This window comes from Streptomyces sp. NPDC043854, from assembly GCF_056436005.1.
Genome location: NZ_JBWKDK010000012.1, coordinates 121598 through 147040 on the forward strand (window position 1 = coordinate 121598; position 25443 = coordinate 147040).

Genomic DNA, 25443 nt, shown 5'->3' on the forward strand with positions numbered 1-25443 from the left:
GAATCCGATCCGGCCGGGTCGGTACGGTTCCGCAGTCAGGCCGGTGGCTTCTCGATGGGCGCGTCGCTGCCGGCCCAGATGTAGATGCGCGTGGTGCCGGGCTGGAACTCGTGCGCGTGGATCTCCGCACACAACCGGAGTGCCTCGCTTTCGGGCGTCTTCGCCTCGCGAGGGCAGACGCTGGTGATGCGCATGCCCTCGGCGAAGGTCTCGGGCTCGGGCAGGCCGAGGTGGGTGAAGCCGTCGCTGCGGGTGTAACCCGGAGCTTCCGGGTGGCGGTTGCGGGCCATCTGGGTGCCCTCGCGCCGAAGCGGCTGCAGGAACCGGTCGGCGTCCGCGGTCGGCACGGTGAAGGCGAGCAGCGCAACGTCGTACTGCACGTTGGTGTGGAGCCCGGCCCGCCGGTCGGTGGCCGTCTCCGGCACCCGGAGGCCGGTCACGCCTGCCACCCACTCGGGCGTGGCGTTCTGCTCCCAGCAGCACTTCTTCTGATCCTCGGTGGGGTACCGCAACCCGTACGCGATCATCAGGACCGTCCCGAGGACGCCGAGAACGCACAGGCCCGTGAACACCCAGGCGCCGACGGCAAGGCGACGCCGCCACGACCACTTCCGCTTCCCCGGCCCGGCCGGAGCCCCCGGACCGCTCATCGGTCGATCTCCCCGCCGCCGTCGCGGGCATGGCGACCGGGGTCACTGCGCTCGCCGGCCCGTCCGGGTTCGTCGGGGGCGGGCGCTGCAGCCCCGACACCCAGCTCGTAGTGCTTGACCGAACCACTTCCCGCCATGTTGAACTCCTGAGCCAGACCGACCTTGTGCTGCTGGGTGGCGTCCTCGCCGAGGGCGGCGAGCTTCATGGCCCGCGGCAGCTGGTTCTGGTCGAGCGAGGTCTGGGTGCGCTGGTTGGGACCTATCCCTCGGCGGCGTCTTCCACTCCGTGGCGGCTTCGTTCAGCTTGGCGAGGTCGAGCGTGACGAGGTCGGTCCAGGTGAGGGTCACTTCACGTACCTCCGTAGCTCGGAGACCGACATGGCGGAGCCGTCGCGGTGGCGCAGGCTGGCGGCGATGGCCTCGTCGTCGTGGCGTACGAAATCGGATGGATCACCCTAACAGCCCTCGTGTGAGCGGTTCTTCAGCGCGGCAGGTCCGGCTCGGCGACGGCGGTCCTGCCGACGGGCACCTGGTCGCGGACCGCCCAGCGCGCCAGCCAGGGCCTGCGCGAGGAGCAGGTCGCGGCCGGTGTCGGCGAGCGGCGGGGCATGGGCAGGCCGCCCCGGGCCGGCGGTCGGCGTTCGCCCGGAGTGTCGGGGTGACGCCTCAGGAGGTGGTTATGGGGAGGTGGGTGGTGAGCCAGGTGGTGGCCAGGGTGGCGACCTCTTCCAGGGCGCCCGGTTCCTCGAAGAGGTGGGTGGCTCCCTCTATGACCTCCAGGCGGTTCTCGCAGCGGAGTCGGGCCTGCGCCTCGCGGTTCAGGTCGAGGACCTGGGTGTCGTCGCCGCCGACGATGAGGAGGGTCGGGGCGCGGACCGCGGGGAGGGATGTGGCCAGGTCGGGGCGGCCCCCGCGGGAGACGACCGCGTAGACCGGGGAGTCGGGGGAGGCTGCCGACGTGAGGGCTGCCGCGGCTCCGGTGCTTGCGCCGAAGTAGGCGAGGTGGGTCTGCGGGGTGCGGGCGCGGAACCAGGCGGTGGTGTCGGTCAGGCGGGCCGACAGGGTGGGGATGTCGAAGACGTGGGCGCGGGTCTGCTCCTCGGCCGGGGTGAGGAGGTCGAAGAGGAGGGTGCCCAGGCCGGCGCGGTTGAGGGCCGAGGCCACCTGCCGGTTGCGGGGGCTGTGGCGGCTGCTGCCCGAGCCGTGGGCGAAGACGACCACCGCGCGCGCGTTCGGCGGGAGCGTGAGCTCTCCGGGGAGGGGGAGGCCCGCCGCGTCGATCGTGACGTCGATCGTCGTTGTGGATGCGGTCATGGCGGTGCCTTCGGGGGGTCGTGGGGGGTGTGCGTCGTGAATTCGCGGGCTGCGCGGGTCAGGAGGGACACGACTTCCTCGTCCGGGGTCTGGGAGAAGTCGCGGTACCACTGGCCCACGGCGGAGAACCCGGCCGGGGTGGCCAGGAAGACCACGTCGTCGGCCGCCTCCGACAGGCGGGACAGCGCGTCCGGCGGGGCCACCGGGGCCGCCATCACCACCTTGGCCGCGCCCTGCGCCCGTACGACCCCGCAGGCAGCGGCCGCCGTGGCGCCGGTGGCGATGCCGTCGTCGACCAGGATCGCCGTACGGCCGCGCAGCGGGACGCGGGAGCGGCCGGCCCGGAAGCGGTCGGCCTGGCGGGCGAGCTCCTCCTGTTCCGCGGCCTCCACCGCGGCGATGTCCTGCGGGGTGATCCGGCCGCGGCGGACGATGTCGTCGCTGATGACGCGTACGCCGCCTTCGCCGATCGCGCCGAAGGCGAGCTCGCGCTGGTACGGGACCCCGAGCTTGCGCACCACGATCACGTCGAGGGGTGCACGCAGGGCGTGGGCCACGTGGAAGGCCACCGGCACGCCGCCCCGGGGCAGGCCCAGCACCACGGGGTTCTCCGGCTCGTACGTCCGGAGGGCCTCGGCGAGTCGTCGTCCCGCGTCGTCGCGGTCGGTGAAGAGCACCAGGTCTCGCCGCCTCGTCTTGGCGTTCTGTCCGCCCCCTTCTTCGAGAGGAACTCATCGGGGGCGTTTGTGCAAGTGGTCCCCGGTGGTCTGTACGAGGGAGGGGTGCCGGGTCTGTGGGATCGGAGGGTGGGTAGGGGTGGGGAGCATGCATAGGTTGGCGGCGGGGCCACGACGAGGATGGGGCAGCGCGATGCGTGGACTGGTGGAGACGGCGCGGCGGTGGGCGGCCGAGGGGCGGGCGGGTTTCCTGGCGCGGCCGGTGGCCGAGCAGGGGTTCGGGCCGCGGGACCCGGCCGGGGCCCTGCTGCTGGACGCGCGCGGGGAGTGCGTCGGATCGCTGTACCGGGGTGTGTTCGACGCCGAGCTGGTGGCGGAGGCCGGGGCGTGGCCGCCCGGGGCCACCGCCCGGGTGTGCGAGGTGTCGGTCGGGGCGGAGGAGGCGGCCGAGGCGAGGCTGACCTGCGGGGGCCGGGCCGAGATCCTGCTGCAGCCGCTGGCTGCGGTGCCGGCCGAGTGGTGGGAGCTGCTGGCCGAGGGGGTCGGGGTCGCGCTCGTGACCCGGCTGAACGAGCAGGCCGACCGGGCGGTGAGCGAGGTGGTCCGGGCCGGCGGCTCCCCCGTCGACGACGCCGGGCGGCGCGCCGGCGAGCTGCTGGCCACGCGGCGCCCCGGGCGGGACGCCCTGTACGGGGATTCCGGACTGGTGCTCGTGGAGGCGTGCCCGTCGGCGCCCCACGTCGTGGTCGGCGGGCCCGAGTCCGGGGAGCTCGCGCAGATCGTCGGGGCCCAGGCGCGGCTGCTGGGATGGGGCGCGGAGTACGTCGGCACCGTCGCGGACGCCGAGAAGGTGCTGGCGGCGCGCCGGGACGCGGCCTGCCTGGTGATGCTCAGCCACGATCCGGAGTTCGACGTGCCGACGCTGCGGGCCGCGCTCGCGCTCGGGATCCCGTACGTGGGGGCGCTGGGCTCGCGGAAGACCACGGCCCGGCGGCGCGAGGGGCTGGAGGCGGCCGGGGTGGCCGAGGCCGAGGTGGCGCGGGTGCACGGGCCGATCGGGCTCGACCTGGGCGCCCGTACCCCGGCGGAGACGGCACTCGCCATCTGCGCCGAGATCCTGGCGGTGCTGAGCGGGCACGCGGCGGAAGCCGTGTCGGGGATGCCGGGGGTACGGGGGGTGCGGGGCCTGCGGGAATCGGACGGCCCTCTGCGCTGAGCGGCCTCGGGGAAGCGGGGAATTTCCGCGTCGTCCGGTGCGGTGCATCGGCGTGCTGCCGCATCGCCCTCGTCCTGGACTGCGTGCCCCACGTCGCCGAGCCCGCTTGGCTGCCGGCGGCACAGGCGGCGGGGCGGCGGGGCGGCCGTCCCTACTTGCCCAGGGCCCGCTTGAGCTGCGCCTTGGTCATCTCCGAGCGGCCGCGGATGTTGCGCTGCCTGGCCTCCTCGTAGAGCTGTGCGTGCGTGGGGCCCTCTTCGCCCGAGGGGGAGTGCAGGCCGCCGCGGCGCGGCAGGGACAGGTCCTCTGCGGAGGGGCGGCTCGGGGGCTCGGACTCGCCGGCGCGGGCCCGCTCCTTGTGGACCGTCCGGGCGGCGACCTCCTCGGCCTCTTCCTCGGGGACGCCGCGTTGCTCGGCGCTCCCCTCGATGTGTTCGTACTGGCGTTCGCGCTTGGGGGAGGATCCGCGGGGCATGGCCTGACCCCCTCCTTCCCATTCGGGCTCCTGCCCCGCCTACCCGCCGCACCGGCTGTCAGTCACGCGGCGCTTATATTTCTTGCCTTATCGGGCGAATCCCGACTAAAGCCGGGAATATGACCTGTATGAACACGACACTGAGCTACCTCGCGGTCGACGCGACCCTCGCCAACATCGCGTGGTTCTTCTTCGTGGGCATCGCGATCACCGGGTTCCTGCTCGCCGGATTCAAGCTGGGCCAGCGCGTCCGGGCCAAGGAGCCCCCGCCGCCCACCCCCGAGAGCCAGCCGCACCTGCCCGACGGCGGGGCGGTCCACGAGGTGCGCGAGGAACGCGACCAGGTGGAGATCCCCGAAGGCGGCCTGCGCCCCCACGAGATGCAGGGGTACGGGAACTTCGGCTCCACCACCTCCACCCACCCCGACGAGGTCCGCAACCGCCGCGAGTCCGGCTACAAGCGCCCCGAGGGCCCCGGTCCGCACCCCCAGCCCGGCTCTCCCCCGAACGCGGGACGCGGCGCCCACGCCTGACCGCCCGCCCCGGGGCCCCGCTCCCCCGCGCCCGGCTCCCCCGCCCCCCTCCCACCGGCTCTGACCTGCGCCGCCCGCCCGCACCGCAGGTCAGACGCCTGTTCAGACGTCTGTTCGGAGCCTGAGCACCTCGGGTGGCGGGTGCCGGGTCGAGGCGTGCCGGACTTCGGCCGCCAGGGGCGGGTCCAGAGGCCGGTACGGGACCTCGCCGATGCCGATCGCGATCGCAGTCGCCGTGGCCGTCGCCGTCGAAGTCGCCGCGGCCGTGGTCTGCTGTGCTGCCGCGGGTGCCGCGCCGGCGGCCTCCTCCGCCCGCCGGGCCAGCTCCGCCGACAGTTCCGCCCGCTGCGGGGCCGTCAGCGGGCTCGACACCAGCGGCGTCTCGTCGTCGGCCGGCAGGAGCAGCACCAGCGCCTGGGGGCGGCGCGGGGTGCCGGTGTAGCCGATCACCGCCGCGTCCCGCACCTCCGTGTGCCGCAGCTTCTGCCAGCCGCGGCGGCCCGCCGGGTACGCCTGGTCCAGCCGCTTGACGACCAGGCCCTCGATGCCGCTGGCGGGGAGGGTTTCGTACCAGGTCTCGGCCAGTTCCGGGTCGGTGGTCATCGGGACCGGCTGGAGGGGCGGCCCGAGCGGGAGGAGCAGGTCCACCAGGAGGGCCCGGCGCTGCTCGTACGGGCGCCCGCGCACGTTCTGCCCGGCCAGTTCGAGGACGTCGAAGGCGGCGTACGAGGCCGGCAGGCTCTGGGCGAGGGCCGCGGCCTTGGCGGCGCCGGCCGCCGCCGCCCGCCGCTGGACGAGGGCGAAGTCGGTGCGGCCCCCGTGCCAGACGACGACCTCGCCGTCGAGGACGGTGTCGGCGGGCAGCCGGCGGGCGGCGGCCACCAGGTCGGGGAAGGCGCTGGTCACGATGCGGCCCGAGCGCGCCTGGAGCAGCACGTCCTCGGGCGTGCGCACCACCACCAGCCGGTGGCCGTCGAACTTCGGCTCGTAGGCCAGGCCCGCCCCGCGCGGCAGGGTGCGTACGGAGGCCGCCAGGGCCACCTGGATCACGGCCCGGCCTCGGGGAGGCGGTGGGCGGCGGCCGGGTCCAGGAGGGGCGCGAAGAGGTCGCCGTCACGCTCGAGCCTCGGCGGGATGTCGTCGGCGAGGAAGACCAGGTCGGAGGGGGTGCGGCAGGCCTCGACCTCGGTCCAGGAGACCGGGGCGGAGACGGTCTGCCGGGCCCGCGCGCGCAGGGTGTAGGGCGCGGCGGTGGTCTTGGCGGCGGCGTTCTGGCTGTGGTCGACGAAGACCTTGCCGGGGCGCAGGGACTTGGCCATGCGGTGGACGACGAGGCCGGGAAGCTCGCGCTCGGCCTCCTGGGCGAGGGTCTTCGCGTACGCCGACACGCGCTCGGACGGGGTCGGCTCCAGGGGGACGGCCAGGTGCAGCCCCTTCGCCCCGGAGGTCTTGGCGTACGCGGACAGCCCGTCGGCGGCGAGACGCTCGCGCAGCCAGCGCGCAACGCCACAGCACTCGACGACGGTGGCGGGCGGACCGGGGTCGAGGTCGAGGATCAGCCGGTCGGCGACGGCAGGGCTGCCTGCCGTCCACTGGGGCGTGTGGAACTCGACCACCAGGTTGGCCGCCCACATCAGGGAGGGCAGGTCGGAGACGACCACCTGCTCGGCCGAGGGGTCGTCGGAGCGGGGCACGGCGGCGGTCTTCACCCAGGCGGGCGTGCCGGGCGGCGGGTTCTTCGTGAAGAAGAGCTGGCCTTCCGGGCCGTCGGGATAGCGCAGGAACGACACCGGCCGGTCGTGGATGTGGGCCAGCAGGGGGACGGCAATGGTGGCGTAGTAGTGCAGCACCTCGCCCTTGGTGAAACCGGTCTCGGGGTACAGGACCTTGTCCAGGTTGCTGAGCGAGATGCGACGCCCCTCCACCATCGTGATCGGCGTCATACGATGAGATTGCCACGAAACGGGAGGAACCGTGCGATCCATCTGGAACGGGGCCATCTCCTTCGGCCTGGTCAGCATCCCGATCAAGCTCGTCAACGCCACCGAGAGCCACTCCATCTCCTTTCGCCAGATCCACCTGACCGACGGCGGCCGCATCCGCTACCGCAAGGTGTGCGAGCTGGACGGCGAGGAGGTGTCGAGCGCCGAGACCGGCAAGGGGTACGAGGAGGCGGACGGCTCGATCATCCCGATCACGGACGAGGACCTGGCACAGCTGCCGATCGCCACGGCGAAGACCATCGAGATCGTGTCGTTCGTACCGGCGGACGAGATCGACCCGCTTCAGCTGGACTCCGCGTACTACCTGGCGGCGAACGGGGCGACGGCCGCCAAGCCGTACACCCTGCTGCGGGAGGCCCTCAAGCGGAGCCGGCGGGTCGCGATCGCCAAGTACGCACTGCGGGGGCGGGAACGGCTGGGCATGCTGCGGGTCGTCGACGACGTCATCGCGATGCACGGGCTGCTGTGGCCGGACGAGATCCGCGAGCCGGAAGGGGTCGCTCCCGAGGCGTCGGTGTCGGTACGGGAGGCGGAGCTGGACCTGGCGGACGCGCTGATGGCGACGCTGGGGGAGGTCGACATGGCGTCGTTGACGGACGAGTACCGCGAGGCGGTCGAGGCGATGCTCGAGGCGAAGGCGGAGGGCGCCTTCGAACCGCCGTCGGAGGCGGAGGTGGAACCGGCCGGCGGCAAGGTGATCGACCTGATGGCGGCCTTGGAGAAGAGCGTGCGGGCGGCGAAGGCGTCCCGGGGCGATGAGGGCGTGGCGGAGGCCGATGAGGCCGGGGTGACGCCGATCCGCCAGGGCGCGGCACGGAAACGGGCCCCGGCTGCGCCGAAGGCGGTGGGCGGAAAGAAGTCGACGGCGTCGACGGCCGCCGCGAGGAAGACGGCGGCGGGCGCCGGGGCCAGGAAGTCCACCGCCGCGTCGAGTCGGGCCGAGTCGACGAGGACGGCCGCTACCAAGTCGACGGCGAAGACGGCGAAGACGACGAAGACGGTGAAGACGACGAAGACGACGAAGTCCGCGAAGTCCGCCCAGGCGGCCGGGACGTCCGGAGCCGCCAAGGGCGCCGACAGCGCCAAGACGACCGCCAAGAAGGCGGCGGCTGCGAAGAAGGCCGCGCCGCGGAAGCGGGCTTCGGCGTAGAGCGGGCCCCCGGGGCACGGGCGGCGGCAAGTCGCCCCCGTCGGCAACGGGGCGGCGGCCCGCCCGTCACCGGCTGCCCTGCCACGTACGGGCGTCGCGGGCCAAGGCGAACAGGGCTTCGACGTCCGGGGGTTTGAGGGTGGGCGGGGACGACGCGAGGGCGGCGGCGGCCGTTGCCGGTTCGAGGACGCGGATGTCCCGGACGGTGGGGGCCACCTCGACGCGGGAGGCGTCGACCAGGGCGAGCGACGGGGTGACCGGGGCCCCGAGGGCGCGGGTGGCGGCGGAGGCCGCGCGGCGGATCCAACGGGGGTCGGGGCGGGGGTCGGCGCGGCCCACGCCGAGGAGGAGGTCGCCGACGGCCGCGCGTTGGCGGCGGCCCGGGAGGCTGCGGACGGCGAAGACGCCGGCGGGGCCGATCAGGAGGTGGTCGATGCGGCCCAGCGTGCGTAACGGGACGCAGTGCAGGACGCGCCAGCCGTCGGGTTCGAGGGCGTCGAGGAGGTCGCCCATGCGCTCCTGGGCGGTGAGTTCCTGACGCAGCCGGTGGCGGGTGCGGCCGCCCGCGGAGCCGTGGGCGAGTTCGCCGAGCAGGGTTTCGCCCGGGCGGTTCGGGGCGAGGTCCTCGTCCGGCGGCAGCGCGAGGCGGCGCAGTTCGGCGCGGGTGGGGACGGGCGGCGGGCCGACCGTCCAGGCGCCGCTCAAATACGGCCGCAGGGCCGTGAGTACGGCTTCGCGGTGCCGGTCGGCGAGCACGCTGACCCGGTTGGTCTGCCGGTCGTACCAGGCCACCGCCTGGCCGTCGGGCAGGTTCACGTAGAGCCGGCCGCGGCCGGGGCGGCCGCTCGGCAGCACTGTGAGTCCGCGCATGGACGTCACCCCCCCGGGGTCAATGGGAACAGGGTGGGGGGCCGGGGGCAATCCCCCGTGGGGAGTTCTCGGTTGTGTAACGGCTTCTACGGGAGTCTGCCGGGTTCCTGTTACACGCTCATCGCGGTACCGCAACGGCGGGTTCCTAGGTTGGTGGCGATGAGGTTGGTGGCGATGACGAAGGAGAGGTCCGCGTGAGCGTCGTCCGTACGGTGGCCCGCGCCGCCGCCGTGAGCGTGTGTGCGGGTGGCCTGCTCGCGCTGCCCGCGGCCGCGGCCCTCGCCGAGGGGATGCCCGCCGCGTCGGCGGCGAGGACGCTGGTCAAGCGGGTGGCGCTCGCGGACGGGGTGTCCCGGGCCGAGGTGTACCGCGTTGCGGACGGCGTCTACCAGGCCGACATCCTCGGCGGTGACGGAGCCAAGGCCGCCACCCTGGACAGCGGGGACGGCGTGGTCGAGATCGGCGGCGGGGCGCTGCACGCCGATCTGCGCGCCGACGGGCGGATCACGTCCTGGGTCGGCGACTCGCGGGCCGGCGACGGCGGCGGGCGTATGCCCGACGGCCACAAGACGGGGACCCGGGACGGGGTCGTCATAGCGGCCCCCCACACGGGTGTGCCGCGCCTGGACACGGCGGCCGACGCGCCCGGGGACGGGGTGCTGCTGCTGGCCGCCGCCGGCGGCATCGCGGCGGCGGGGGCTGCCGGTCTCGGGTACGCGATGCTGCGGCGCGGACGTACCGAGGGCTGATTCCGGCGGGCGTGCCCCCGGAAGACCGCGGCCGCGGTCGCGGCCTGCGGGAGGGAGCCGGCCGGCGGGGCCCACTCGCGTCGCGGGGCCTACTCGGGAGGCGGGGTTGCCGGCGGGGTGGGCTTGGTCCAGGGCCAGCGGAGTTTCGGCTTTTCGCGGTTCGGGGCGTACGTGTACTTCCAGCCCTTCTGGAGGCCCAGCCGCTTCGTGTAGCCCGCGGGCACCCGCTCGTACAGCAGCACCGTCGGGGGGCCGCCGTCCGGCGCCGGGACCGGGATCTCGTACCACTTCGGGGGGTGGCCGGTCGGGCCGACCAGGATCGGCAGGGTGCGGCCGTCCATCGGGCCGCCCTCGAAGGGGGTGGGTTCGCTTCTCACCCCTCCAGTGTCACAGCAGGTGGGCGGCCTCGGACACCACCGGGATCACGCGCCGGGCCAGGACCCCGGCCGCGCCGTCGGCGGTTTCGAGGGCCAGTGCCGCCCGGGCCGCGGCCGCCGTCTCGGGGTCGGTGGCGGCGGTGGCGGTCAGCAGGGCGATGAACTGGTCCACGAGCCAGTCCCGCAGAGTGCCGGCGTCGGGCTGTTTGCCCTCGTCGATCCATATCAGGGAGGCGGCTTCGACGGCGGTGATCCAGGTGCGGACCATCATGCGCAGCCGCGGTCCGGGTCCGGGCGCGGGGACCGGCAGGTGGAGCAGGATCTCGCGGGCGGCGGCGCGGCGGATGCCGTCGACGGTGGCCGTCGTACGGGAGGTCTCCACGACGCTGCCCCCCTGGAGGAGGGCGGCGAAGCCGGTGTCGTGCTCGTCGACGAAGGCGAGGTAGCGGTCGAGGACGCGGGCGAGCCGCCGGGTCAGGGGGCCGGTCCGGGGTTCGGCGAAGCAGAGCTCCAGCAGGTCCGCCGCCGAGCGCAGGGCGGCCTCGTACAGCTGTTGCTTGCCGCCGGGGAAGTAGCGGTACACCAGGGGCCGGGAGACGCCGGCGGCCTCGGCGACGTCGTCGAGGGAGACCTCCTCCGGTGCCCGGTGCGCGAAGAGCGACAGTGCCGCGTCGAGGAGCTGTGCCCGCCGTTCCTCGACGCTCAGCCTGCGGTACGCGGGTGCGGTCATGCCCGCAGAGTAGCCGCCGGACGGCAGCCATAGGGCAGCCACAGGACAGCCGCGGAGCAGCCGCAGAGCAGCCGTCGGCGGGCAGCCGCACGGCAGCCGCACGGCGCGGGGTTCAGGGGAGGAGTCCCGAGCTCTGCCAGAGCCTGCGGCCGACGCCGCGCAGGACTCCGATGTCGTCGAGGAAGTCGGTGAGCCGCCTGGCGCCGGTCTGCATGACCTCGCGGCGGTGGCCGCTGGCTTTGACCTGGGCGACGGCTTCGCGGCGGTCGAGGCCCACGTTCTCGTACACCTTGGGGTTGACGAAGGCGAGGGAGAAGACGCGGGCCGCCTGGCCGCAGCTGATGCGGGTCAGTTCCTGCTCCCAGCGCGGGGCGGTGAGCATCTGGCGGCGCAGTTCCTCGCGGGCGTAGCGGACGTGCCGGGCCTCTTCGATGACGTGGATCCGGGTGATGCCACGAACCAGGGGCTGGACGCGTTCGTCGGGGAAGGTGAGGCGCTGCATCCAGTCGAGGACCTCCTCACCGAGCAGGGTGCAGGCGAATGAGCCGGGGGTGGTGGAGACGGTCTTGAGGATGCGGGCGAGGTTGTGGTTGAGGCGGGAGACCGGGTAGGCGGGAGCGCCGGTCTTCTGGATCAGGCGGGCGAACATCATCGAGTGCCGGCACTCGTCGGCTATCTCGGTGAGGGCGTAGCGGACGTGATTGCTGGTCAGGGACTTGTCGTAGATGTGCCGGACCAGGAGCTGCATCAGGATGATCTCGAACCAGATGCCGAGGGAGGCGAGTGAGGCGGCCTCGTGGCGGGACAGGTCGATGCGCTGCTCCTCGCTCATCCGCTTCCACAGCGGGGTGTCGTAGAGGGAGAGCAGCTCGGGAGGGCAGTAGTACGCGCCGTCGACCGGCGGGGCGTCCCAGTCGAGCTCCTTGTCGGGGTCGAAGGAGTGCCTGGCCGAGGAGTCGAGGAGGCGCGCGGCGGTCTCCTCGCGGTCTTTGAGGAGGCCGAGTGCGTCCTGGAGGACCTGGTGGCGGTCCGTGCGGTCGTGGTCGGTCGTGGTCGTCATGGCGGGGCACCTCGCCCTGGTCCGGGATGGGTTGGGTTCGGGGTCGGGGTCGGGGTCGGGGTCGCGGCTGCGGCTGCGGCTGCGGCCCCGGTGCGGCCACCAGTTATAAGACTGCTTGTCAGCAAGGGCGTCAATCCCCTGCGCGTCACTTGTTGACTGCGCGTCTACCAACGTGTGACATTGCCAACGATCCTGTCCTGCACGGCAGTACGCGAGGCGAGGGGGCGTCAGTGTCGACGCACGAGCTCTACACCGCAGTCCCGGACGAGGACGTCTGGCAGATCCCGGCCACCGGCGCGGCCCGCTTCAACTGGGAGTACGCGGAGGGCCGCGAACGGCTCCTCGCGCTCTACCAGAAGGGCAAGGACAAGCAGTGGGACGGCGCCAAGCGCATCGACTGGGACCTGCCGGTCGACCCGCACAACCCGCTCGGCACCCCGGACGAGGTCCTGACCCTCCACGGCACCCGCTACTGGCCGAAACTCACCGAGCACGACAAGGGCGAGCTGCGCCGGCACTACGCCTCCTGGAACTTCAGCCAGTTCCTGCACGGCGAGCAGGGCGCGATGGTGTGCGCGGCACGCATCGTGGAGTCGGTTCCGGACCTGGACGCGAAGTTCTACTCCGCCACGCAGACCATGGACGAGGCCCGGCACGCCGAGGTCTTCGGACGCTTCCTGCACGAGAAGCTCGAACTGCTCTACCCGATCAACGACAACCTCCAGGGACTGCTCGGGGACACCCTGCGCGACGCCCGCTGGGACATGCCCTACCTGGGGATGCAGGTGCTCATCGAGGGGCTGGCGCTGGCCGCCTTCGGGATGATCCGCGACACGACCGACAAGCCGCTGCCGAAGCAGATCCTGGCGTACGTGATGCAGGACGAGGCACGGCACGTGGCGTTCGGGCGGATGGCGCTGCGCGACTACTACCGGCAGCTCACCGATGCGGAGCTGCGCGAGCGCGAGGAGTTCGTGATCGAGGGCTGCCACCTCATGCGGGACCGGCTGCGCGGGGTGGAGGTGCTGGAGAACTTCGGCATCCCGCGGCAGGAGGCGGTGCGGTTCACCGAGCAGTCGCAGTTCCTGCACCTGTTCCGCAGGCTGCTGTTCAGCCGGATCGTGCCGTGCGTGAAGGACATCGGCCTGTGGGGGCCGCGGCTGCAGAAGGCCTACCTGGACATGGGGGTCTTCGAGATGGGCGACTCCAACCTGGACCTGCTGATGAGCCAGGACGAGGAGATCGCCGAGGCCCTCGACCGCGAGCGGTTCGCGGCCGAGGAGGCGGCGCGGGTGGCGGAGGTGGCCGCCGCCATCGCCGAGGGCGCCGGGAACGGAACGGGGCCGGGACCTGAACCGGGGCCCGGGACCCCGTAGCGGGCCGCCGGACCGCGGGTTGGGCTCGGTCGGCGCGGCGGGCGCGGCAGGCTCGGGCGCGGCGGGCGCGGCGGGCGCGGCGGGCTCGACCGGCTCGGCCGCGGGCGGCATCAGCCAACCCGGCTCCGGTGCACGGGATTTCGTTCCGCGGGACGGGGCGCGGCGGGCTGCGGCCCGTGCAGCGCGGCCGCCATCACCGCCCGGGCGATGGGCGCCGCCGCGCTGTTGCCGCTGATGTGCCCGCGGTCGCCCGCCGCGTCCTCGACGACCACGGCGACCGCCACCCGCGGCAGCGGCGCGTCCGCGGCCCTGGCCCAGCCGATGAACCAGGCGTACGGGGTGCCCGCGTTGCCGACGCCGTGCTGGGCGGTGCCCGTCTTCCCGCCGACCTCCGCGCCCGGGATGGCCGCGTTGCGCCCGGTCCCGTCCTCGACCGCCTTCACCATCAGCTTCTGCAGCCGCAGGGCGGTCGCCGGGTTCATGGCCCGGCCGAGGCTGCGCCGGCCGGTGCGCCGGACCTGGCTCCCGTCGTCCTGGGTGGTCCGCTCCACCAGGTACGGGGCCCTCAGCTCGCCGCCGCCCGCGACGGCCGCGGCCACCATCGCCATCTGGAGCGGGGTCGCCTTGGTGTTGAACTGCCCGATCGAGGACAGGGCGAGCTGGTCGGGGCTCATGTCGGTGTCGAAGTTCGACCGCGACACCCAGGCCGGCACCCGCAGGTCCTCGTCGTTGAACCCGAACCGGCGCGCCGCCTCCGCCATCCCGCGCAGCCCCACCTGCACGCCGATCTTCGCCATCACCGTGTTGCAGGAGTACTGCACCGCCTCCGCCATGGAGGCGTCCCGGCAGCGGGTGCCCGCGTTCGGCAGGAGGGTGCTGGTGCCCGGCAGCGGGTAGGGGTCGGGGGTGCGGGTCGGCGCGTCCACGTCCGTGACCACGCCCGCGTCCAGGGCCGCGGCCGCCGTCACGATCTTGAACGTGGAGCCGGGCGGGTACGTCTCGCGCAGCGCCCGGTTGAGCATCGGCCGGGCCGGGTCCGCGTTCAGCCGCGTCCAGGCCGCGGTGACGGCCGGGCCCGTGCCGGAGAGCACCCCCGGATCGTACGAGGGGCTGCTGACCAGGGCGAGGATCCTCCCGGTGGCGGGTTCGAGCGCGGCCACCGCGCCCCGCTTGCCCGCCAGCGCCCTGTACCCGGCCTGCTGCACGGCCGCCCGGACGGTGGTCTCGGCGTCGCCCCCGTCGGGGCGGCCGCGCGCCAGGTCGTACCAGAGCGGGAAGACGGAGAGCCCCGGGTCGGTGCCGGCGAGGACGGGGTCCTCGGCGCGCTCCAGCAGGCTGGTGCCGTAGGTCTGGGAGGAGAAGCCGGTGACGGGCGCGTACAGCGGGCCCTCGGCGTACGTCCGTTCGTAGCGCAGCAGTTGGCCGCTGTCCCGGGAGCCGGTCACCGGCCGCCCCTCCACCAGGATGTCCCCGCGCGGCTGGGCGTACCGCTCGATGGCGGGGCGCTTGTTGGCCGGGTTCGCCCCGTAGGCCGCGGCCTCCCAGACCTGCACCCGGACCACGTTGGCCAGCAGGGCCGCGAGCAGCAGTGCGCAGAACCACGCGCACCAGCGGATGTAGCGGATCACCGGCCGGCCTCCGCTCCGGCGGCCGGGCGCGGTCTGCGGGCGCTGTCGCTGAGCCGGACCAGCAGCGCGACGATGATCCAGTTGGTGACGACGGAGGAGCCGCCCTGGGCGAGGAAGGGCATGGCCATTCCGGTCAGCGGGATCAGGCCGGTCACTCCCCCGGCGATGCCGAACACCTGGAGGGCGACGACGGAGGCGAGCCCGGTGGCCAGCAGCCGCCCGAAGGAGTCGCGCAGGGCGAGCCCGGCGCGGAAGCCGCGGTCGACGAGGATCCCGTAGAGCAGCAGGATCGCGGTGAGGCCGACGAGGCCGAGCTCCTCGCCGGCGGTGGCGAGGATGAAGTCCGATGGGGCGGCGAAGCCGATGAGGAAGGACTGGCCGTGGCCGAGTCCGGCGCCGAGGAGCCCGCCGGCGCCGAAGGCGAAGAGGGACTGGGCGAGCTGGCCGGGGCCCTCGCCGCGGTCGATGGAGGCGAAAGGATTCAGCCAGTCGTCCACCCGGCTGTGCACATGCGGTTCGAGGCTTCCGACGGCGTACGCGCCCACGGCGGCCAGGGCCAGCCCGATGGCGATCCAGCCGATCCGGCCGGTGGCCGTGAACAGCATGATGACGAACAGTCCGAAGAAGAGGAAGGAAGTGCCGAGGTCCCGCTCCAGGACGAGCACGCCGACACTGAGCAGCCAGATGGCGAGGATCGGGCCGAGGGCGCGGCCCGGCAGGAGCCGGAGCCGCCAGAACAGGCGGCGGCCGGTGAGGGCGAGGGCGGTCCGGTTTGCGGCGAGGTAGGCGGCGAAGAACACGGCGAGCAGGATCTTCGCGAACTCCCCCGGCTGGAACGAGAATCCCGCGAACCGGATCCAGATGTGCGCCCCGTTGACCGCCGGGAAGAAGACCGGGACCAGCATCAGCACGAGGGCCGCCGCCACCGACAGGTACGCGTAGCGCTGGAGCACCCGGTGGTCGCGCACGGCCGTGACGACGAGGACGAACAGGGCGATGCCGAGGGCGGACCAGCGCAGCTGGTCCCCGGCGGCGGCATGGGCGGCCGCGGTGGCGGCCGGGGCGGCCAGGTCCAGGCGCTGGATGAGGACCAGGCCGAGCCCGTTGAGCAGGAAGGCGATCGGGAGCAGCACCGGGTCGGCGTACGGGGCCCGGAGGCGGACGGCGAGGTGGGCGAGGAGTGCGGCGCAGCCGAGCCCGGCGGCGTAGCGGGAGGTCGTACCGGGCAGCCGGCCGGTGGCGGCGAGGCCGACGTGGAGGTGGCCGAGGACGCAGATGAGGACGGCCCCGGCGAGGAGCGCCAGCTCGGCTCCCCCGCGCCGGGACGGACGGACGCCGGGGGGCGGGTGCGGGGAGGGCTCCGCCACCTCAGCCGTCAGAGCGGTCATACGGGAAACGTAGCAAGTGGACGGGTGACATGTCCCCTTATGTCATAGGGTGCCGAGGAATCGTCAGAAACGGTCAGAAGTGGGAGCCGCGGCACATGGGACCTGTGGAGTTCATCGTCCTCGCCTTCCCGGAGGAGCAACTGCGGGTACCGGCGGTCGAGGCGGTACTGGGGTTGCGGAAGACCGGGAACGTGCGGCTGATCGACGGCCTGGTGGCCACCAAGACCGCCGGGGGCGAGGTGCTGGCCGCGGAGTTCGACGAGTTCGTCGAACTCCAGGGCCTCCTCGCCCACCGGGAGGCGGCCCGGCTGATCGGCCCGGAGGACGTGAAGGAGGCCGCGGACCTGCTGGAACGCGGCAGCTGCGCACTGCTGCTGGTGGTGGAGCACGTCTGGGCCGAGGACGCCGCGATCGCCGTACGGGCGGCGGGCGGCCGGATCGCGGGATCGGTCCGGATCCCGGCCGAGCGGCTGGGAGCCGCCTGATGTTCATCCGCCCCGTCGGCCCCGTCGTCCACCCGGCGCGCCGCCCCGCGGGCCGGCCGCTGCTGCGCGGCATCCTGGCGCGCGGCGCCTACGTCTGGGACGTGGCCCAGCTCCCGCCCCGGCTCCCGCAGCGCGACATGGAAGCCGCCGCACCACCGCCCGCCGCCGAGCCGGCCGAGGCCGCCGGGCCGGAGGAGGCGGAGCTGGCCGACACCGCGCCCCGCCCCGCGACCGGCGGCGCTCCGGGACCCTCTCCCGAGCCGACGGCTCCGGACGCCGGGGCCGACCTCACGGCCCACCTGACCCAGCTGGCCGCCCTCGCCAGGGAGGGCCTCCTCACCCCGGAGGAGTTCTCCGCAGCCAAAACCCGCCTCCTGAACCCCTGACCTGCCCCCAGGCCCACCACCCGCCGCCCCCGAACCCGAACCCGCCCCGCCGAGCCCGGGCCGGCCCGGGGCGGGGGCGGGGGTTGTTCGCGCTTGCCCTTCGTGGACCGCTTGGACGGCTGTGTGCCGCCGGGTGGGTGAGCCGTGCGGCAGGGCCGCGTCGGAGAGAGGCATTTGTCATATCTTGCATGGCAGCATCGGCGGCCGGAGGTGATCCCATGTCACGCCGACTGCTCCACGCCGCCGGTATCGCCGCCCTGCTCCTCGCGGCCGGGCCGCTGCCCGCTCCCCAGGCCGAGCCGCTGCCCCACGCCACCGCCGAAGCCACGGCCGGGGCCACCCCCAAGGCCACCCGCGGCGCCACGGCCGCCGAACGTGCCACCGCCGAACGTGCCACCGCCGAACGTGCCTCCAGCGACGCGGGCCGTGCCGCGGCCAAAGCCACCCCCAGCGCCAGCGCCAGCGTCGAGGCTGCGGGACGGGGCGCCCGCAGCGCCTCGGGCGAGGGCACGGCCGAAGCCACCCGCGCGGCCACCGGCGAATCCGCGGTCGACGGCCGCACCGGAGTGGCGGGTGAGGCGGCCGGTGCAGGCGATGCCGGGCGCGTGGACGGGGCCACCGCCGATATCGCCACCGATGCAGGGGCCGCCTCGACCACCGCCGGGGCCGCTGCCACAACTGCCGCCGGTGCCGGGGCCGAAGGCGCCGCCGGAGCCACCCCGAGCGCCACCACCGAGGCCACCCGCAAACCCGCTCCCGAAGCCGGGGCCGAAGACGCCGCCGTAGCCACCCCGAGCGCCACCACCGAGGCCACCCGCAAAGCCGCTCCCGGGGCCGGGGCCGAGGACGCCGCCGGGCCCGCCCGGAGCGCCGCCGGAGGCGCTGCCGAAGCCGGGCGCGGGGCAGAGGCAGAGGCCAGGGCAGAGGCCGGGGCAGGGGCCGCGGGTTCGGCACGGGAGGGCGGTGTTGATCTCGTCGGGGGTTTGCTCACGCGGCTCCAGGCGCTCTACCGCCAGGCCGAGGAGGCCGCCGAGGCCTACAACGCCGACGAGGCCGCGCTCAAGGCCCGCCAGGAGGAGGAGCGGCGGCTCGGTACCGAGCTCGGCCGGACCCGGGCCGCCCTCGGCGCGGAGCGGGCGGCCGCCGGGCGGATCGCCCGCGAGCAGTACCAGGGGGCCCGGGGCCTCTCCCCGTACGCCCGGCTTCTGCTGACCGGCGATCTGCGGGCCGCCCAGGACCAGCGCCGGCTGGCCGCCCGCGAGAGCGCCCGGCAGGCCGGCATCCTGGCCCGCCTCGCCCGCGGCGAGCGGCAGTCCGACACCCTGGCCACGGCCGCCCGCAAGGCCCTCGACGCCCAGCAGACCGGGGCCGCCCGCACGAAGCGGCTGAAGGAGGAGGCCGACCTCCGCCTCCGGGAGGTCGAGCGGATGCTGTCCGCGCTCTCCGCCGACCAAGTCGCCCGGGTCGGCGCCCGCGAGGCCGCGAACACCGCCGCCGCGCAGCAGCAGCTGCTGGCCTCGGGCCGGCTGGGCGCTCCCGCGGCCCGTACGCGTACCCCGACGGAGGCCGGCAGCGCAGCCCTGGCCTACGCCACCGCCCAGATCGGCAAACCGTACGTGTGGGGGGCGGAGGGGCCGGGGGCCTTCGACTGCTCCGGGCTGACCTCGCAGGCCTGGGCGAGCGCCGGCCGGTCGATCCCCCGCACCAGCCAGCAGCAGTGGGCGCAGCTGCCGAAGGTGCCGCTGGACCGGCTGCGGCCGGGGGACCTGGTGGTCTACTTCCCCACGGCCACCCACGTCGCGCTGTACATCGGCGACGGGAAGGTGATCCAGGCCCCGCGTCCCGGAGCCGCCGTCAAGGTGTCGCCCATCGCGGCGAACCCGATGCTCGGGGCGGTCCGCCCGGACCCGGAGGGGGTCCCGCTCGCCGCCTACAGCCCGCCGCCGCTGCCCGAGGGCACCGCGTCGGCGGCGGACGGCGACGACACCGGTTACTCGTCGGCCGAGGCTCCGCCCGCAGCAGAGGGGTCCGCGGCCGCCTCGACCTCTGCCAGGTAGTCCGCTGCGTCCTGCGGGTCGTGGAAGAAGGCGTCGAAGTCGGCCGGGTTGTCGAAGCCGTTGGCGAACCGGTCCGCCACCGGCTGGTACCGCCCGGCCGCCCCGATCAGGTTCAGCACGTGCTCCGCCGGCGGGGCCAGCATCGCGTTCGTCCACTCGGTCACCGGCTTGCCCGTCGCGAACCAGTACTTGTCGAAGGTGGCCTTCATCCACGCCTCGTCGAACGGCTTGTCCCCGTGCATCAGGATCGACGACAGGTACGAGGCCGCGCACTTCGCGGCGGAGTTGGCACCCTGCCCCGTGATCGGGTCGTTCGCGACGACGACGTCCGCCACGCCCAGCACCGCCCCGCCGCCCGGGAGCCGCCCGATCGGGTTGCGGACGACCGGCGCGTACCGGCCGGCCAGCGTGCCGCCCGCGTCCGTCAGCTCGACCCGGTTCGCCCGCGCGTACTCCCAGGGGGTGTACTCCTCCATCAGGGCCAGGGTGAGCTTCAGGTGCTCCGCCGGATCGTTCACCCCGCGGAACACGTCCAGCGGCCCGCCCGGGAGCCCTTCCCAGAACAGGATGTCGGCGCGTCCCGAGGTGGTCAGCGCGGGCATGATGAACAGCTCGCCCACACCGGGGACCAGGTTGCAGCGCACGGCCTCGGTGCCCGGGTGCTCGGGGCGCGGCTCGAGCCCGTGCACGTACGAGACGGCCAGCGCGCGCTGCGGCGTGCCGTACGGGGAGCGTGCCGCGTCCCGGCCGAACATCGACACGAGCTCGCCCTTGCCCGCCGCGACCAGCACCAGGTCGTAGATGCGGGAGAAGTAGTCCAGGTCGGCGACGGACGCGCCGTGGATGACCAACTGCCCGCCCCGCTGCACGAAGGTGTCGAGCCAGCCGGCCATCTTCACCCGCTGGTCCACCGACTGCGCGTACGCCCTGAGCCGGCCGAGCCAGTCCACGGCGCGGCCGCCGTCGGGGCCGGCGACCGAGACGCCGAGGCCCTCGATCCGCGGGGTGTGCCGCTCCCAGTGGTCGAGCCCGAGGTCGCGTTCGTGCTGGAGCGCCGTGTCGAACATGACCTGCGTCGACATGATCCGCCCGGTGCGTATCTCGTCCGCGGTCCGGTTGGAGATGAGGGTGACCTCGTACCCCTTCGCCTGGAGGCCGATGGCGAGCTGGAGACCGGACTGGCCGGCCCCCACGACGAGTATCCTGCGCATCTCACGTTCTCGTTTCGGGGGTACGGGGGCGGGGTTCGGGGGTACGGGTGTTCGGGCGGGGCCCGGCTGCCCCGCCCGCTACTCTGGCGTCTCGTCGAGGGCGTGGCCGACCAGGGTCAGCAGCGACTCGACGACCGTCTCCCGGCGCCGGGCATCCATGATCAGCACCGGCACGCGGGGCGGGATCGTCAGCGCCTCGCGCACGTCCTCGGGCTCGTACGACTGCGATCCCTCGAAGTGGTTGACGGCCACCGCGTACGGCAGCCCGCAGCTCTCGAAGTAGTCGAGGGCCGGGAAGCAGTCGCGCAGCCGGCGCGTGTCGGCCATGACGATGCCGCCGATGGCGCCGCGGACCAGGTCGTCCCACATGAACCAGAACCGCTCCTGGCCGGGGGTCCCGTACACGTACAGCACGAGGTCGTCGGCGAGGGTGATGCGGCCGAAGTCCATCGCGACGGTGGTGGTGTTCTTCTCCGGCGTCGCCGACAGGTCGTCGGTGGGGATGCTGGCCTCGGTCATCACCGCCTCGGTGCGCAGCGGGGCGATCTCGGAGACGGACGAGACGAAGGTGGTCTTCCCCACGCCGAAGCCGCCCGCGACCAGTACCTTGACGGCGACGGGGGACCGGGAGCGGTCGTACTGCCAGGGCCGGACGGGCTCGTCGAGGGCGGTTTCACAGACGGCGGAGGCCACTGAGCACCCTTTCGAGCAGTGCGCGGTCGGGGCGGCCGGGGCCGTGCCCGGTCCCGTAGACGCGGACCTTCCCCTGGTCGGCGAGGTCGCTGACCAGGACGCGGACCACGCCGAGCGGCAGCTTCAGCAGCGCCGCTATCTCGGCGATCGTCCGCATGCGGCGGCAGACCTCGACGATGGCGGGCATCTCGGGCATCCGGTCGTCGGCGGGCTGCTGCGCTTCGGACGCCCGTGCGTCCAGGGCCGCGACGAAGGTCTCGACGTGCAGGACCTGCGTGAAACGGGTGCGGCCGCCCGTGAGGGAGTACGGGCGGACACGGGCGGGACGGCGATCGGCTCCGCGTATCGGCAGCCGGTCGGAGGCCGTGCTTCTCACGGGGTGTTCTCCATGGACTGGCGCAGCTCGCTGCGGACTTCGGGGGTCAGGACGTGTCCGGCGCGGCCGACGAACAGGGCCATGTGGTAGGCGACGACGCCCATGTCGCAGTCCGGCGTGGCGTGCACGCCGAGGAGCGAGCCGTCGCTGATGGCCATGACGAAGACGGAGCCGTGCTCCATCGCCACCATGGTCTGCTTGACGTCGCCGAAGTCCATGAGGGCTGCGGCGCCGGTGGTGAGGCTGCCGAGCCCGGACACGATGGTGGCGAGGTCGGCGGAGGCGCCGCGCGGGCCCTTGGCCCGGGCCCGGGCCGGGGCCTGGGTCTGGGTCTGGGCGGCCTGGCCGGGAGCGGCGGTTGCGGCCGCGCCTCCGGGGTCGGAGGACAGCAGCAGGAGCCCGTCCGAGGACACGACGGCGACGGAGTTGACGCCGGGCACCTCCTCGACCAGGTCGGTGAGCAGCCACTGAAGGTTGCGGGCCTGGGTGCTCAGTCCGTACGTACTGGGCGCGGTCATGTGCGTGCCTCCTGTGCGGTGTCCCCCTGGTCGGTGTCCTGTGCGAGCTCGGCGGCGACGACGCGCCGACCGTCCCGCGTCCCCTGGTAGAACCCGCCGAGCCGGCGGCGCAGTTCCTCCGCGTCGACCCGGCGCGGCGCGGGGGGTGCGGTGCCTGCGCCCGGGCCTGCGACGGGGGCCGCCGGGCCCGGGCCCGCCGCGAATCCCGCACCGGAGCCGGGGAAGGGCCGGCCGGCCAGGGTGCGCGGGGTCCGCTTCGGCAGGCCCTTGGCGGTGATGGCTTCCCGGGGCCCGCCGTGGTCGTCGTGGTCGCTGTGGCTCCCCTGGCGGGGGACCCGGCCGGCCTCGGCGGGTGCGTGCCCGTGCGGCTCGGCCGGTGCGCCGCCGCGCGCGGTGAGGACCTGGTCGGCCGGGGGCAGCCGTTCCGCGTCGGGTGCGGCGGCCTGCCCGGGCAGCGTGGGGCTTGTCTCCGGTACGTCGGCCGGCTGCGCGGTGGCGTCCGGTACGCCCGCGGCCGCCGGGCCGGGGTCGGGCACCGCGAAGGCGCCCGGCTCCGCGTCGGGGACGACCCGCGCGAGGAGTTCGTCGCCCGGATCCCGGTCGTCCGGGGTCTGCGCGGTGAACACCTGGTCGGCGGGCGGCAGTTCCTCCCGCGCGGCACGCTCGTGCAGCGGCACCGGCGCGGGCGCGGCCGCCGGCGCCGCGTCCTGCGACGGGGCCGCGTCCTGCGCCGGGACGACGTCGGGGGCCTGGGCCGTGTCGGGGGCCTGGGCGGTGAGCACCTGCTCCGCCGGAAGCGGCAGTTCCGCGTCCGGGGTGGTGCCGACGGCGGCGTCGAAGGCCGCGCCCGGCGCCGGGTCCGCGGCCTCGGCCGCGTCCGGGTGCGCGGCCGCGGCCGTGTCGGAGCCCGCCACGGCGCCGAAGCCGGCAGCGGCGTCGAAGGCCGCGGCCGCGGAGGCCACCGCGTCGAAGACCGGGGTCGCGGCCGCGCCCGCAGCCGGGGCGAAGTCCGCGGCCACCGGCTCCGGGTCGGGCCGGAGCCGGGGCGGCAGGGTGTTCTCGTTGGCCTCCGCGATCACGCCCGGCAGCTGGAACCGCGGCAGGCCCGGCGTGGCGAAGGTGTGCACGGGGGAGGTCGGCGGGCCGTCCGGGAGCAGGGCCGCCGGGATGGCGACCAGGCCCTCGATGCCGCCGGGCTGGGAGGAGCGCAGCTCCGCGGTGACCCCGTGCCGGGCCGCGAGGCGGCCGGCGACGTACAGGCCGAGGCCGAGGCCGTGTTCCGCCTCGGACTCCTCGTCGTAGGCCTCGGGCGTGGCCAGGCGGGCGTTCAGCGCGGCCAGCCGCTCCGGGGTGACGCCGATGCCCTCGTCCACGACGCAGAGCACCACGTCGCCGGAGTCCAGGTGCCGTGCGGACACCCTGACCTTGGCGCCGGGCGGCGAGAACGCCGTTGCGTTCTCCAGCAGTTCGGCGAGCACGTGCGAGATGTCGTCGGCGGCGTGCCCGGCGACCAGGGTGAACGAGGGCGGTACGGCGAGGTCGACCCGCTCGTAGCGTTCGATCTCGCTGACCGCGGCGCGCATGACGTCGACCAGCGGCACCGGGGCACCGGCGCCCTGCCCGTGCTCCTGCCCGGCGAGGACCAGCAGGTTCTCGTTGTGGCGGCGCATCACGGTCGCCAGGTGGTCCAGCTTGAAGAGGGTCTCCAGCCGGTCCGGGTCCTGCTCCTTGGCCTCCAGTTCCTCGATGGCCACGAGCTGGCGCTCGACGAGGCCGAGGGTGCGCCGCGAGAGCGACACCGAGGTCGTCGACATGACGCGCCGGTGTTCCTCCAGGGTCTCGCGGAGCGCGGTCAGCTCGGATTCCAGCGCTTCCCGGCCCGCGGACAGGGCGTCGTTGCGGCCGATGAGCCGCTTCCGGTCGGCGTCCAGTCCGGCGATCTTGGTGTGGAGGGAGACCGTCTGGTCCCGGACGGCGTTGAGGTGGCGTACGACCTCGGCGAACTCGTCGTTGCGGCCGGTGAACCGGACCGGTTCCACCGAGCCCTCGGGCGTGGCCAGCCTGGCCGCGCCGCGCCGGAGCACCGACAGGGGCCGGGTCAGCGAGCGGGCAACCGCCGTGGAGACGCCGACGGTGACGAGGAAGAGCACGCCGAGGATGGCGGCGAGCAGCTCCAGCCGGGTCACGTCGTCGTTGCGCAGGGTGGCCAGGGCGGTGGCCCGCTGCCCGGCGAGGGTGGCCTCCACCGACCGCATGCGGTCGATGCGGGCGGTCAGGGCCGAGCCGACGGCGGCCGCGTCGAGCCTGCGGTCGGCCGCGGACAGCGTGGACCGCTCGGTGAGCCGCTTGAGGTAGTCGTCGGCGGTCTTGACCTCGGGGCCGGTGACGGTGGCGGCGAGGGTCTGGCGCACCTCGGGGCGGGCGGCGCGGGTGAAGTCGTCGAGTGCGGCCTGCTCGCGTACGCGCGCCCGCTGGGCGGCGGCGGAGAGTTCGTCGGCGACGGCCGCGTTCGGGGCCTGGTCGGCGCGGGGAACGGCCAGCGCGGCGAGCAGCAGTCCGCGGGTGGCGGAGGCCTGTTCCACGGCCTGGCCGAGGGGGGCCAGCGGGCGGGTGGTGACGAGGGCGGCCTCGGCCCGCGGCGGGGTCTGCTCGGCGAGCCGGTCGCCCGGGGCGAGGAGTTCGGCGATGACGCCGGCGTAGGCCTGGTGGGCGGCGAGGGCGGCGCCCTTGCCGTCGACGGCCTCGGTGCGGACGGTCTGGACGCGGGCGAGGGCCTTGGCGAGGGGTTCGTCGGCCTCGGCCCGGACCTCGGCGAGCTGCCGGTCGGTGAGGGCGGTGCGCTCCTGGACGGGCGTCCTGGCCTGGCCGCCGGGGCGGCCCTTGGCCACGTACTCGACGACGGCGTCCCGCTCGTCGCCGAGGAGGTGCGCGAGGGTGAGGGTGTGCTGCGTCTGTTCGGCGAGGGTGACCAGCTGCTGGGAGTCGTTCAGCTCGCGGGTCGCCGTGACCACGGCGGGGGCGCCGGCCGCGAGGACGGTGAGACCGGCGACGGCGACGCCGACGACCAGCCTGCTGCGTACGTGGACGCGGCGTCCTGCGGGGGCGGGTCCGTCGGTGGCGGTGCCGTTCTTCCGAGACCGCTTCTTCTGCACCGGTGCTCGCAATCCTGTACGTGTGCTCGTGCTCGTCTACTCGTGTGGCCGAGGTAACGGCCGGTCAACAAGTAAACGCCCCCTGTCCCCTCAGTACCGCCACAGACCTTTGCAGTGCGATGGGGAGAGAGCCTCACATCGCCCACCCGGCCACTCGAACGAGTGAACATCACGGAAGAGTGGGCAACCAACTCGGCAAACCGGCTCCGGAGCGGCTCCGCGGACGGGTGGTTGAAAGATCGATGGGGGCTTTGGCAATATGCGCGCCCACATGTCCCCGGAAGCCCCCGGGCACCGGGCGGAGGCGCGGACCGGCGGCCGCCGCACACCTCCCCGTCCTGGTACGGACTTTTACGCCCGCCGCGGGCC

General features: G+C 74.3%; 25 protein-coding genes and 1 pseudogene. 8 read left to right on the forward strand and 18 right to left on the reverse strand.

The window, feature by feature from the left end; translation table 11 throughout:
- Positions 1-35: 35 nt before the first annotated feature.
- The 4 genes and pseudogenes from AC068A_RS14125 to AC068A_RS14140 all read right to left on the reverse strand — a co-directional run bounded on the left by AC068A_RS14125 (position 36) and on the right by AC068A_RS14140 (position 2641).
- Positions 36-650 carry a hypothetical protein gene (locus tag AC068A_RS14125; protein ID WP_478584653.1) on the reverse strand — a complete coding sequence of 205 codons (615 nt, stop codon included), beginning with the start codon at positions 648-650 and terminating at the stop codon, positions 36-38.
- Complete coding sequence (locus AC068A_RS14130) at positions 647-856, reverse strand: hypothetical protein (protein WP_478584654.1); 210 nt, start codon at positions 854-856, stop codon at positions 647-649. The genes AC068A_RS14125 and AC068A_RS14130 overlap by 4 nt, the downstream gene beginning before the upstream one ends.
- Before the next feature lie 275 nt (positions 857-1131).
- Complete coding sequence (locus AC068A_RS14135; protein WP_478584656.1) at positions 1132-1260, reverse strand: hypothetical protein; 129 nt, start codon at positions 1258-1260, stop codon at positions 1132-1134.
- A gap of 56 nt (positions 1261-1316) precedes the next feature.
- Positions 1317-2641, reverse strand: a pseudogene (locus tag AC068A_RS14140) (alpha/beta fold hydrolase).
- Positions 2642-2834: 193 nt separating this feature from the next.
- On the opposite strand from AC068A_RS14140, the gene AC068A_RS14145 reads away from it, so the two are divergent.
- A complete protein-coding gene (locus AC068A_RS14145; RefSeq protein ID WP_478584658.1) occupies positions 2835-3857 on the forward strand; it encodes an XdhC family protein in 1023 nt (340 codons plus the stop codon).
- 151 nt (positions 3858-4008) lie between these two features.
- Here AC068A_RS14145 and AC068A_RS14150 read toward each other — a convergent pair whose 3' ends face one another.
- Positions 4009-4332, reverse strand: coding sequence for a plasmid stabilization protein (locus AC068A_RS14150; RefSeq protein ID WP_478584659.1), 324 nt, complete (start codon positions 4330-4332; stop codon positions 4009-4011).
- Between the two features lie 128 nt (positions 4333-4460).
- On the opposite strand from AC068A_RS14150, the gene AC068A_RS14155 reads away from it, so the two are divergent.
- Positions 4461-4865 (forward strand): DUF6479 family protein, encoded by a 405-nt coding sequence (locus AC068A_RS14155; protein ID WP_478584660.1) that lies wholly within the window; start codon positions 4461-4463, stop codon positions 4863-4865.
- Between the two features lie 102 nt (positions 4866-4967).
- On the opposite strand, the gene AC068A_RS14160 is transcribed toward AC068A_RS14155, so the two are convergent.
- Together AC068A_RS14160 and ligD are read right to left on the reverse strand one after the other, a co-directional pair.
- Positions 4968-5912 (reverse strand): ATP-dependent DNA ligase, encoded by a 945-nt coding sequence (locus AC068A_RS14160; protein WP_478584733.1) that lies wholly within the window; start codon positions 5910-5912, stop codon positions 4968-4970.
- Positions 5912-6808 (reverse strand): non-homologous end-joining DNA ligase, encoded by an 897-nt coding sequence (ligD, locus tag AC068A_RS14165; RefSeq protein ID WP_478584661.1) that lies wholly within the window; start codon positions 6806-6808, stop codon positions 5912-5914. The genes AC068A_RS14160 and ligD overlap by 1 nt, the downstream gene beginning before the upstream one ends.
- 31 nt (positions 6809-6839) lie before the next feature.
- On the opposite strand from ligD, the gene ku reads away from it, so the two are divergent.
- Positions 6840-8018, forward strand: coding sequence for a non-homologous end joining protein Ku (gene ku / locus AC068A_RS14170; protein ID WP_478584663.1), 1179 nt, complete (start codon positions 6840-6842; stop codon positions 8016-8018).
- 66 nt (positions 8019-8084) lie between these two features.
- On the opposite strand, the gene AC068A_RS14175 is transcribed toward ku, so the two are convergent.
- Positions 8085-8888 (reverse strand): nuclease-related domain-containing protein, encoded by an 804-nt coding sequence (locus AC068A_RS14175; RefSeq protein ID WP_478584665.1) that lies wholly within the window; start codon positions 8886-8888, stop codon positions 8085-8087.
- Between the two features lie 194 nt (positions 8889-9082).
- Here AC068A_RS14175 and AC068A_RS14180 point away from each other — a divergent pair, with 194 nt between their 5' ends.
- Positions 9083-9637 carry a hypothetical protein gene (locus tag AC068A_RS14180; RefSeq protein WP_478584667.1) on the forward strand — a complete coding sequence of 185 codons (555 nt, stop codon included), beginning with the start codon at positions 9083-9085 and terminating at the stop codon, positions 9635-9637.
- 89 nt (positions 9638-9726) lie between these two features.
- On the opposite strand, the gene AC068A_RS14185 is transcribed toward AC068A_RS14180, so the two are convergent.
- The 3 genes from AC068A_RS14185 to AC068A_RS14195 all read right to left on the reverse strand — a co-directional run bounded on the left by AC068A_RS14185 (position 9727) and on the right by AC068A_RS14195 (position 11804).
- Positions 9727-10014, reverse strand: coding sequence for a hypothetical protein (locus tag AC068A_RS14185; protein WP_478584668.1), 288 nt, complete (start codon positions 10012-10014; stop codon positions 9727-9729).
- A gap of 10 nt (positions 10015-10024) precedes the next feature.
- Entirely contained in the window at positions 10025-10744 is a 720-nt protein-coding gene (locus AC068A_RS14190) for a TetR/AcrR family transcriptional regulator (protein ID WP_478584670.1), read from the reverse strand.
- A gap of 112 nt (positions 10745-10856) precedes the next feature.
- Complete coding sequence (locus tag AC068A_RS14195; protein ID WP_478584671.1) at positions 10857-11804, reverse strand: AurF N-oxygenase family protein; 948 nt, start codon at positions 11802-11804, stop codon at positions 10857-10859.
- 230 nt (positions 11805-12034) lie between these two features.
- Between AC068A_RS14195 and AC068A_RS14200 the strand changes: the two genes are divergently transcribed.
- Entirely contained in the window at positions 12035-13180 is a 1146-nt protein-coding gene (locus AC068A_RS14200) for a ferritin-like domain-containing protein (protein ID WP_478584673.1), read from the forward strand.
- A 110-nt stretch (positions 13181-13290) separates the two neighbouring features.
- Here the strand turns inward: AC068A_RS14200 and AC068A_RS14205 are convergent, their stop codons facing one another.
- Positions 13291-14808, reverse strand: coding sequence for a penicillin-binding transpeptidase domain-containing protein (locus AC068A_RS14205; RefSeq protein WP_478584675.1), 1518 nt, complete (start codon positions 14806-14808; stop codon positions 13291-13293).
- Positions 14805-16196 (reverse strand): FtsW/RodA/SpoVE family cell cycle protein, encoded by a 1392-nt coding sequence (locus AC068A_RS14210; protein WP_478584676.1) that lies wholly within the window; start codon positions 16194-16196, stop codon positions 14805-14807. The genes AC068A_RS14205 and AC068A_RS14210 overlap by 4 nt, the downstream gene beginning before the upstream one ends.
- A 95-nt stretch (positions 16197-16291) precedes the next feature.
- On the opposite strand from AC068A_RS14210, the gene AC068A_RS14215 reads away from it, so the two are divergent.
- From AC068A_RS14215 to AC068A_RS14225, 3 genes are all read left to right on the forward strand, one after another.
- Positions 16292-16681, forward strand: coding sequence for a DUF6325 family protein (locus AC068A_RS14215; protein ID WP_179175171.1), 390 nt, complete (start codon positions 16292-16294; stop codon positions 16679-16681).
- Positions 16681-17067 (forward strand): SHOCT domain-containing protein, encoded by a 387-nt coding sequence (locus tag AC068A_RS14220; RefSeq protein ID WP_478584678.1) that lies wholly within the window; start codon positions 16681-16683, stop codon positions 17065-17067. Before AC068A_RS14215 ends, AC068A_RS14220 begins: the two co-directional genes overlap by 1 nt.
- Positions 17068-17285: 218 nt before the next feature.
- A complete protein-coding gene (locus tag AC068A_RS14225) occupies positions 17286-19124 on the forward strand; it encodes a C40 family peptidase (protein WP_478584679.1) in 1839 nt (612 codons plus the stop codon).
- Here the strand turns inward: AC068A_RS14225 and AC068A_RS14230 are convergent.
- The 5 genes from AC068A_RS14230 to AC068A_RS14250 all read right to left on the reverse strand — a co-directional run bounded on the left by AC068A_RS14230 (position 19058) and on the right by AC068A_RS14250 (position 25074).
- Positions 19058-20335 carry a styrene monooxygenase/indole monooxygenase family protein gene (locus tag AC068A_RS14230; protein WP_478584681.1) on the reverse strand — a complete coding sequence of 426 codons (1278 nt, stop codon included), beginning with the start codon at positions 20333-20335 and terminating at the stop codon, positions 19058-19060. The genes AC068A_RS14225 and AC068A_RS14230 overlap by 67 nt on opposite strands.
- Before the next feature lie 78 nt (positions 20336-20413).
- A complete protein-coding gene (locus AC068A_RS14235) occupies positions 20414-21028 on the reverse strand; it encodes a GTP-binding protein (protein WP_478584683.1) in 615 nt (204 codons plus the stop codon).
- A complete protein-coding gene (locus tag AC068A_RS14240) occupies positions 21009-21404 on the reverse strand; it encodes a DUF742 domain-containing protein (protein WP_478584685.1) in 396 nt (131 codons plus the stop codon). Before AC068A_RS14240 ends, AC068A_RS14235 begins: the two co-directional genes overlap by 20 nt.
- Positions 21401-21922 carry a roadblock/LC7 domain-containing protein gene (locus AC068A_RS14245; RefSeq protein WP_478584686.1) on the reverse strand — a complete coding sequence of 174 codons (522 nt, stop codon included), beginning with the start codon at positions 21920-21922 and terminating at the stop codon, positions 21401-21403. The genes AC068A_RS14240 and AC068A_RS14245 overlap by 4 nt, the downstream gene beginning before the upstream one ends.
- Entirely contained in the window at positions 21919-25074 is a 3156-nt protein-coding gene (locus tag AC068A_RS14250) for a sensor histidine kinase (protein ID WP_478584688.1), read from the reverse strand. Before AC068A_RS14250 ends, AC068A_RS14245 begins: the two co-directional genes overlap by 4 nt.
- Positions 25075-25443: the final 369 nt, after the last annotated feature.

Coding starts and splice junctions, on each gene's coding strand:
- AC068A_RS14145 (WP_478584658.1), top strand. CDS start 2,835: ATGCGTGGACTGGTGGAGACGGCGCGGCGGTGGGCGGCCGAGGGGCGG.
- AC068A_RS14155 (WP_478584660.1), top strand. CDS start 4,461: ATGAACACGACACTGAGCTACCTCGCGGTCGACGCGACCCTCGCCAAC.
- AC068A_RS14130 (WP_478584654.1), bottom strand. CDS start 856: ATGAAGCTCGCCGCCCTCGGCGAGGACGCCACCCAGCAGCACAAGGTC.
- AC068A_RS14195 (WP_478584671.1), bottom strand. CDS start 11,804: ATGACGACCACGACCGACCACGACCGCACGGACCGCCACCAGGTCCTC.
- AC068A_RS14225 (WP_478584679.1), top strand. CDS start 17,286: ATGTCACGCCGACTGCTCCACGCCGCCGGTATCGCCGCCCTGCTCCTC.
- AC068A_RS14210 (WP_478584676.1), bottom strand. CDS start 16,196: ATGACCGCTCTGACGGCTGAGGTGGCGGAGCCCTCCCCGCACCCGCCC.
- AC068A_RS14190 (WP_478584670.1), bottom strand. CDS start 10,744: ATGACCGCACCCGCGTACCGCAGGCTGAGCGTCGAGGAACGGCGGGCA.
- AC068A_RS14150 (WP_478584659.1), bottom strand. CDS start 4,332: ATGCCCCGCGGATCCTCCCCCAAGCGCGAACGCCAGTACGAACACATC.
- AC068A_RS14245 (WP_478584686.1), bottom strand. CDS start 21,922: ATGACCGCGCCCAGTACGTACGGACTGAGCACCCAGGCCCGCAACCTT.
- AC068A_RS14230 (WP_478584681.1), bottom strand. CDS start 20,335: ATGCGCAGGATACTCGTCGTGGGGGCCGGCCAGTCCGGTCTCCAGCTC.
- AC068A_RS14135 (WP_478584656.1), bottom strand. CDS start 1,260: ATGCCCCGCCGCTCGCCGACACCGGCCGCGACCTGCTCCTCGCGCAGG.
- AC068A_RS14125 (WP_478584653.1), bottom strand. CDS start 650: ATGAGCGGTCCGGGGGCTCCGGCCGGGCCGGGGAAGCGGAAGTGGTCG.
- AC068A_RS14175 (WP_478584665.1), bottom strand. CDS start 8,888: ATGCGCGGACTCACAGTGCTGCCGAGCGGCCGCCCCGGCCGCGGCCGG.
- AC068A_RS14215 (WP_179175171.1), top strand. CDS start 16,292: ATGGGACCTGTGGAGTTCATCGTCCTCGCCTTCCCGGAGGAGCAACTG.
- AC068A_RS14220 (WP_478584678.1), top strand. CDS start 16,681: ATGTTCATCCGCCCCGTCGGCCCCGTCGTCCACCCGGCGCGCCGCCCC.
- ligD (WP_478584661.1), bottom strand. CDS start 6,808: ATGACGCCGATCACGATGGTGGAGGGGCGTCGCATCTCGCTCAGCAAC.